The organism is Eggerthella sp., assembly GCF_048329335.1.
GTDB classification, from domain to species: Bacteria; Actinomycetota; Coriobacteriia; order Coriobacteriales; family Eggerthellaceae; genus Eggerthella; species Eggerthella lenta.
In genome coordinates this window covers 1-6744 of the sequence record NZ_DBFEGU010000464.1, presented here as the reverse complement: position 1 = coordinate 6744, position 6744 = coordinate 1, and the positions used below count along the sequence as shown (strand labels likewise).

The following is a 6744-nucleotide window of genomic DNA, read 5'->3' as shown; positions in this document are numbered from 1 at the left end:
GGGCAGAACGCCCATCCCGATGCCGCCATGGGGCGCGCTGCTGCGAGGGCGGCGTTCGAGCGCGAGGCGGCGGAACCGCTGGCCGAAGGCAACGTGGGCGCCGGATGCGGCGCATCGGTGGGCAAGCTCCTCGGCGGCGAGCGCGCCATGAAAGCCGGGCTCGGAATCTGCGGATTGCGCCTGGGCGAGCTCACGGCGTGCGCCGTCGTGGCGGTGAACGCGCTCGGCAACGTGCGCAGCGCGGACGGTGCCTGGATCGCCGGCTGCCGCGACGGAGAAGGGCGCGTCATGGATCCCCTCGAGGCGTTCGGCGTCCTCGCGCAGCAGGCGGCCGCGCATGCGGAGCAGGAAGCCGACCCCGCCGCAGGTCCGTGCGCCAACACCACCATCGGCGTCGTGCTGACGAACGCGCGTCTGACGAAGGCGCAGGCGACGAAGGCTTCTTCGACCGTCCACGACGCCTACGCGCGCGCCATCAAGCCCGTGCACACTTCCGGCGACGGCGACACCGTGTTCACGTTCGCATCCGGCGAGGTGGAAGCCGACTACGATACGTTCGCCATCCTTGCCACCGAGGCCATGCAGGGAGCCGTCGTGCGTGCGGTCGAGCAGGCCGAGGGCGCCTACGGGTTGCCCGCCGCCCGCGACCTCGTCTCCTGTTAGGAAGAGGGCGACATGAAAGGGGCTCAGCTTGCCAACCGAACGCTGTTCGTCGCTTCGGTGATCGTGACCGGCGCCATCGCCGGCGCGTTCGTGTGGCTGCTCTTGTTCGCCATGAACCTGGGCATCACGTTCATCTGGGACCGGCTGCCCGCGCATTTCGGCCCGTACTTCCCCTTGGCCGCCTGCCTGGTGGGCGGCCTGGTCATCGGGCTGTTCGCCAAGAAGTTCGGATCGTATCCCGAAGACTTGAACCAGGTGATGGCGAAGGTGAAGCGCGACGGCCGCTACGACTACGACAAGCTGGGCGTCATGTCCGTTTCCGCGCTGCTGCCCCTGTTCTTCGGCGGGTCGGTAGGCCCCGAGGCGGGCCTCACCGGGGCGGTCGCGGGCATCTGCACGTGGGTGGGCGATCGCATGAAGCGCTTCGGCTCGGACTTCCAGCAGCTCACGTCGGTCGGCACCATGGCGGCGCTGTCGGCCATCTTCACCGCGCCCCTCTTCGGGTTCGCCGCGCCGCTGTACGACGACGGCGACGAGGCGAAGGGCGCGCAGGCAGCCATCACGCTGCCGAAGTCGTCGAAGATCGTCGTGTACCTGTGCGCCATCGCTGGTGCGCTGGCGGCTTTCCTCGGACTGGGCGCGCTGTTCGGCGGCGGGCTGTCGCTGCCTCGTTTCACCGACATCCACGTGGGAGCGACCGAGCTTCTGTGGCTCGTGCCGCTCGCGCTGGTGGGCGCGGCAGGCGGTTGGCTGTTCTGTGCGTTCGACGGCCTGTTCGAGCGCCTGTCCGAACGCATGGGAGAGCGTCCCGTGGCAAAGGCGCTCATCGCCGGGCTCGTGCTGGCGCTCATGGGCATCGCCTTGCCGTTCACGATGTTCGCCGGCGAGACGCAGGCCGAGCAGCTGGGAGAGGTCTGGGGCACCATGACGGCGTTCGCGCTTTTGGCCACGGGCTTCGGCAAGGTGCTCGTCACGCCTTTGTGCATCCGCTTCGGCTGGCGCGGCGGCCACTTCTTCCCCGTCATCTTCGCCGGCATCTCCATCGGCTACGGCATGGCCATGCTCACCGGCGCCGACCCCGTGTTCTGCCTGTGCGCAAGCACGGCCGCGCTCGTGGGAGGCGTCATGCGCCAGCCGCTCATGACCGTGCTGCTGCTGTTCCTCTGCTTCCCCGTGAAGGGCATCGTCGTCATGCTGGCCGCCGCGGCCCTCGGCGCCGCCGTCCCGCTGCCGAAAGCCTTGCGCGCCGAGCAAGCGGAAGGTTGACGAAACAAAAAAACGCCGCCGCGGAAGGCGGCGGCGCAGGACGCATCAAAGCGGCGATGCGCGAAAGCTACTCCTTGCCCAGCATCTTGGCGATGCGGTCGGAGTACTCGATGTCGGTAAGGCCCGCTTCGGCGGCGAGGTCGATGACGGGCGCGTCGTTCCACAGCGCCTCGAGGCGATAGTACTCGCGCGTCTCGGGCTGGAACACGTGCACGACGAAGCTGCCGTAGTCCAGAAGCGACCACGTGCCGTCCTGCGTGCCCTCGCGATGCAGGGGCTTCATCTGCGCCTTCGTGCGCACCGCATCCTCGATCTCGTCGATGATGGCCTCCACCTGACGGTTGTTGGAGGCCGTGGCGATGACGAAGTAGTCCGTCACGCCGATGAGGTCGCGCACCTCCTGCACCATGATGTCGGTGGCCTTCTTCTCGTCGGCCGCGCAGGCCGCGATGAGGGCGCATTCCCTCGAAGTCTTCTCGGTCGTCGTTGTGCTCACGCTGTTCCTTTCTCGGCCTTCGCGTCGCGCGATCGGGCCACGTAATGGTTCCACACCTCGACGGTTGCCGGGTGCAGGCGTCGCCGGCGCTCCACGAGCGTCAGCAGGATATGGTTGAACGTCATCATGAAGAGCTCTTCGAGCGGCACCGCGCCGATGGCGGCGCGCAGCTCGTCGAGGCCGTCGAAGTCGCGGCTGGGCTCGATGGCGTCGGCGATGTATATGATCATGTCCAGATCGCTCATGCCCACCGCCGCGGCCGTGTGCCGAGCGATGGCCTGGACCACGTCGGCGGACAGGTCGGGGTACGCGCGCACGAGCTCGGCCGCGGCCGTGGGGCCGTGCAGCAGACGCGGCATCGTGTCCAGCACGTACGGGTCCACGTCCACGCCCAGCGCGCGAGCGCGCTCGCGGATCTCGTCGTCGCCGTACTCCTTGTCCCAATCGTGCAGCAGGCCGGCCAAGCGCGCCTTGCGCACGTCGACGCCGTACGTCTCGGCCAACGACGCGGCCGTCTTCGACACGCCTCGCGCATGCTCGAACCGCTTGGGCTTCAACCGTTTCTTCAGATCGCGCTCGCGCGCATCGAAGAACGCATCCGAAAGCACGTCCTCGCTCATCGCACGCCTCCTTCGTGATGGGGATCGGCTCGGTACAGGCCTCGCTCTTGAATATAGTCGAGCACGCCCTGCATCGTCAAATAACGGATCGACTTCCCCGCCGCTACGCGTCGGCGCAGGTCGCTGGACGAGATGGCCAGCGCCGTCACCTCGAGGTAGTCGATGGCGAAGTTGCCGTGCTCGGCGATGAACGCCCGCCGCTCCTCCGACAGCGCGTAGCCGGGGCGCGTGACCGCGATGAGGCGGGCGAGGTCGGCGATGGCCGCGCTCTCGCGCCACTGCACGATATGGTACACGGCATCGGCGCCCGTAATGAAGCGCAGCTCCACGTTATCGGGGTAATGCGCGCGCAGCTGGCGTAGCGTGTCCACGGTGTAGGTGTCGCCGCCGCGCTCGATCTCGATGGCGCTCACGTCGAACGCCGGGTTGCTGCGCGTGGCGATGCGGCACATCTCCAGACGCTCGGCAGCCGGCGTGACGGGGCGGTCCTTCTTGAACACGGGGTTGCCGGCGGGCACGAACACCACGCCGTCGAGGTCGTAGGCCTCGCGCGCTTGCTCGGCGCACGCGAGGTGCCCGATATGGATGGGGTCGAACGTGCCGCCCATGATGCCGAGGCGCGCGCGTCCGCCGTCCCGTCCCAGGTCGTCGAAATGATCGCAGATGCGTCCCACTACGCGCGCACCTGCCCGGATCCGCGCAGCACGTACTTGTACGAGGTGAGCGCATCGAGCGCGAACGGGCCGCGCGCATGCAGCTTCTGCGTCGAGATGCCGATCTCGGCGCCCAGACCGAACTCGGCTCCGTCGGTGAACGCCGTCGACGCGTTCGCGTACACGGCGGCCGCGTCGACGCGCGCGAGGAACGCCTCGACAGCGGCCTCGTCCTCGGCGACGATCGCCTCGGAATGCTTGGTGCCGTAGCGGTTCACGTGGCCGATGGCCTCGTCGACGCCGCCGACCACGCGCACGGCCAGGTCGGCCGCAAGGTACTCGGTCTCCCAGTCGGCTTCCCCGGCGGGCACCGTGGGCGTGCCGCCGGCCGCGGCAACGGCGGCCGCGCGCTCGTCGGCGTGCAGCGTCACGCCGCGCGCGGCCAGCTCGGCGAGCGCCGCGGGCAGGAAGCCCTCGGCGGCGGCCTCGTCCACGAGCAGCGTCTCGGCGGCGTTGCACACGCCGAGGCGGCGGCATTTCGCGTTCACGATGATGGCGCGCGCCTTATCGTAGTCGGCGCTCTCGTGCACGTACACGTGGCAGTTGCCCGTGCCCGTCTCGATGACCGGCACCTTCGACGTCTCCACGCAGTGGCGGATGAGGCCCGCTCCGCCGCGCGGTATGAGCACGTCCACCACGCCGTGCAGCTGCATGAGCTCGTCGGCCGCCGCGCGGTCGGCCAATGTGACGGCGCCGATGCAGCCGCGGGGCATGCCCGCCTCCACCGCCGCCTCGTGCAGCACGCGTGCGATCACCTCGTTCGAGGCCGCCGCCATGCTGCCGCCGCGCAGCACCGCCGCGTTGCCCGACTTCAGGCAGATGCCGGCCGCATCGGCCGTCACGTTCGGGCGCGCCTCGTACACGACGGCCACCACCCCCAGAGGCACGCTCACGCGCTGAAGCTCGATGCCGCTTTCCAACGTGCGCTTTTGCTGCACCGCCCCCAACGGGTCGGGAAGAGCGACGAGGTCCTCGAGCGCGGCCGCCATGGCTTCGACGCGGTCCTCGTCGAGCATGAGGCGGTCGAGGAGGCCTTCTTTCGTGCCGGCCTTGCGCGCCGCGTCCATGTCGCAGCCGTTCGCCTCGACGATGGCGGCCGCATGCGAGCGCAACGCCGCCGCCATGGAGGCCAGCGCGCCGTTGCGCTCGTCTGCGCTCGTCTGCGCGAGCGCCCCGCTCGCCGCGCGCGCCTCCTCGGCGATGCGCCGCACCTGGTCCCGCACCGTTTCCCGTTCCATGGTTCCCCCCTATTCGAAGACGACCAACTCGTCGCGATGGACGAGCGGCTTGTCGGCCAAGCTTGCCAGCAGGCGGTTCGCCTGCAGCTCCGCGCGGGTGCGCCCGATGGCCAACGCCGCCTCGTCGCTAGCGAACGCCACCTTGCCGCGCGCGAACAGATGCCCCGTCGCATCCTTGATGTCGACGATGTCGTTCGCCTCGAAGCGCCCTTCCACCGAGCGCACGCCCACCGACAGAAGCGAGCTGCCGCGCTCGATGAGCGCCGCCTTCGCGCCGTCGTCCACAGCGAGCGCGCCGCGCGCGGCATCGCCGAGCGCGATCCACAGCTTCTTGGGCGTGATCTCGTGCGGCTTCTTCGCAGCCACGAACAGTGTGCCCACGTCCTCGCCCGCCGCCGCGTCCACGATGGCCTCCGCACGATGACCGTCGCACACCACGAGCGGGATGCCGGCCACCATGAGCACGCGCGCGGCCTTGATCTTCGTGATCATGCCGCCCGAGCCCACCGTGGTGCCGGCTTCGCCCGCCACGGCCATGATCTCGGGGCCAATGGCCTCAACGCGGCCGATGAGGTTCGCGTCGGGATGGTGATGCGGGTTGGCATCGTAGAGCCCCTCGATGTCCGAGAGGATGACCATGAGGTCGGCTTCCACGAGGCATGCCACGAGCGCTGCCAGCGTATCGTTGTCGCCGAAGCGGATCTGCTCGACCGAGATGGTGTCGTTCTCGTTCACGATGGGCACCACCCCCAGCTCCAGCAGGCGGTCGAACGTGTCGCGCGCGTGCAGGTACGCCCGGCGGTCGGCCGTGTCGCGGCGCGTCAGCAGCACCGTGGACGTCACGATGCCGTGGCGCGCGAACGCCTCGGCGTACGCCGTGGAAAGCGCGCTCTGCCCCACCGAGGCGGCCGCCTGCAGGCTGGGCATGTCGTGCGGGCGCTTCTCGATGCTTAAGCGCTCGAGGCCGCAGGCGATAGCGGCCGAGGTGACGACGATGGGGCGCCAACCGGCGGCGCGCACGCGCGCGACCTGGTCGGTCACCTCCGCGAGGTAGGCGTAGTCGATCTTGCTCTCCGACGTGGTGAGCGTGGACGACCCGATTTTTATCACGAGGCGCTTGCCATGATCGGCGGCATGCGCGCATCCAGCCGGCTTCATCACAGGTCGAGCTCCTTGAACAGATCCTCCGCCGTGCGAACCGACTCGAATTCGAACGCTCGGCCGACAATGCGGATCTCGTCGCCGTCCACGGCGCCCGCCTTCTCAAGCGCCTTCTCCACGCCGAGGCGCTTGAGGCGGTGCTGCAAAAACGCGATGGCTTCTTCGTTCTCCCAGTCGGTCTGCACCACCATGCGCTCCACCTGCGGGCCCTCGACGCGGAACACCCCGCCGCCGAGCGGCACGACCTTGAACTGCTTGTCGCGTTCCTCGCGCTTGTGCTCCCACACGTGCTCGTACTGCACGTCGGCCTCCGAAAGCGCGCGCAGCTCCTCGCGCAGCTCGTGCACCTTGGTCGCGATGGCGGCCTTGAGGCCGTCGACGCCCTCGCCCGTGAGCGCGCTGATGCGGTAGAGCTTCGGATCGACGGGGCTCGGGGCGAACTCGTCGCCGCCCGCTGCCGCGATCGAGTCCTCGCGCACGCGCTCGGCCAGCCGGTCGGCAACCTCCTCCGCGCCGGGCACGTCGATCTTGTTCGCCACCACGATGCGCGGGCGCGCCGCCAGCTCGTCGGCGTACAGCGCCAGCTG

The 6744-nt window shown here is 69.2% G+C and carries 8 protein-coding genes; 2 read left to right on the top strand and 6 right to left on the bottom strand.

Translation table 11 applies throughout. From position 1 onward, the window contains the following. Positions 1-663, top strand: a 663-nt coding sequence (locus tag ACMO6A_RS14310; protein ID WP_418471458.1) for a P1 family peptidase, incomplete at its 5' end; no start/stop codon positions are given. A gap of 12 nt (positions 664-675) precedes the next feature. Continuing rightward, positions 676-1929, top strand: a complete 1254-nt coding sequence (locus tag ACMO6A_RS14305) for a chloride channel protein (protein WP_009304130.1) — start codon at positions 676-678, stop codon at positions 1927-1929. A gap of 67 nt (positions 1930-1996) precedes the next feature. Here ACMO6A_RS14305 and rsfS read toward each other — a convergent pair whose 3' ends face one another. From rsfS to cgtA, 6 genes are all read right to left on the bottom strand, one after another. Next, positions 1997-2425 carry a ribosome silencing factor gene (gene rsfS, locus ACMO6A_RS14300; protein ID WP_009304129.1) on the bottom strand — a complete coding sequence of 143 codons (429 nt, stop codon included), beginning with the start codon at positions 2423-2425 and terminating at the stop codon, positions 1997-1999. Beyond that, positions 2422-3045: a bis(5'-nucleosyl)-tetraphosphatase (symmetrical) YqeK gene (gene yqeK / locus ACMO6A_RS14295; RefSeq protein ID WP_009304128.1), complete on the bottom strand. Its 624-nt coding sequence runs from the start codon at positions 3043-3045 to the stop codon at positions 2422-2424. Before yqeK ends, rsfS begins: the two co-directional genes overlap by 4 nt. Beyond that, positions 3042-3719 (bottom strand): nicotinate-nucleotide adenylyltransferase, encoded by a 678-nt coding sequence (gene nadD, locus ACMO6A_RS14290; RefSeq protein ID WP_009304127.1) that lies wholly within the window; start codon positions 3717-3719, stop codon positions 3042-3044. The genes yqeK and nadD overlap by 4 nt, the downstream gene beginning before the upstream one ends. Beyond that, entirely contained in the window at positions 3719-4996 is a 1278-nt protein-coding gene (locus ACMO6A_RS14285) for a glutamate-5-semialdehyde dehydrogenase (protein WP_009608781.1), read from the bottom strand. Before ACMO6A_RS14285 ends, nadD begins: the two co-directional genes overlap by 1 nt. Positions 4997-5005: 9 nt before the next feature. Next, positions 5006-6154, bottom strand: a complete 1149-nt coding sequence (proB, locus tag ACMO6A_RS14280; protein ID WP_009304122.1) for a glutamate 5-kinase — start codon at positions 6152-6154, stop codon at positions 5006-5008. Further along, positions 6154-6744, bottom strand: a 591-nt coding sequence (gene cgtA / locus ACMO6A_RS14275) for an Obg family GTPase CgtA (protein WP_418471457.1), incomplete at its 5' end; no start/stop codon positions are given. The genes cgtA and proB, both read right to left, overlap by 1 nt.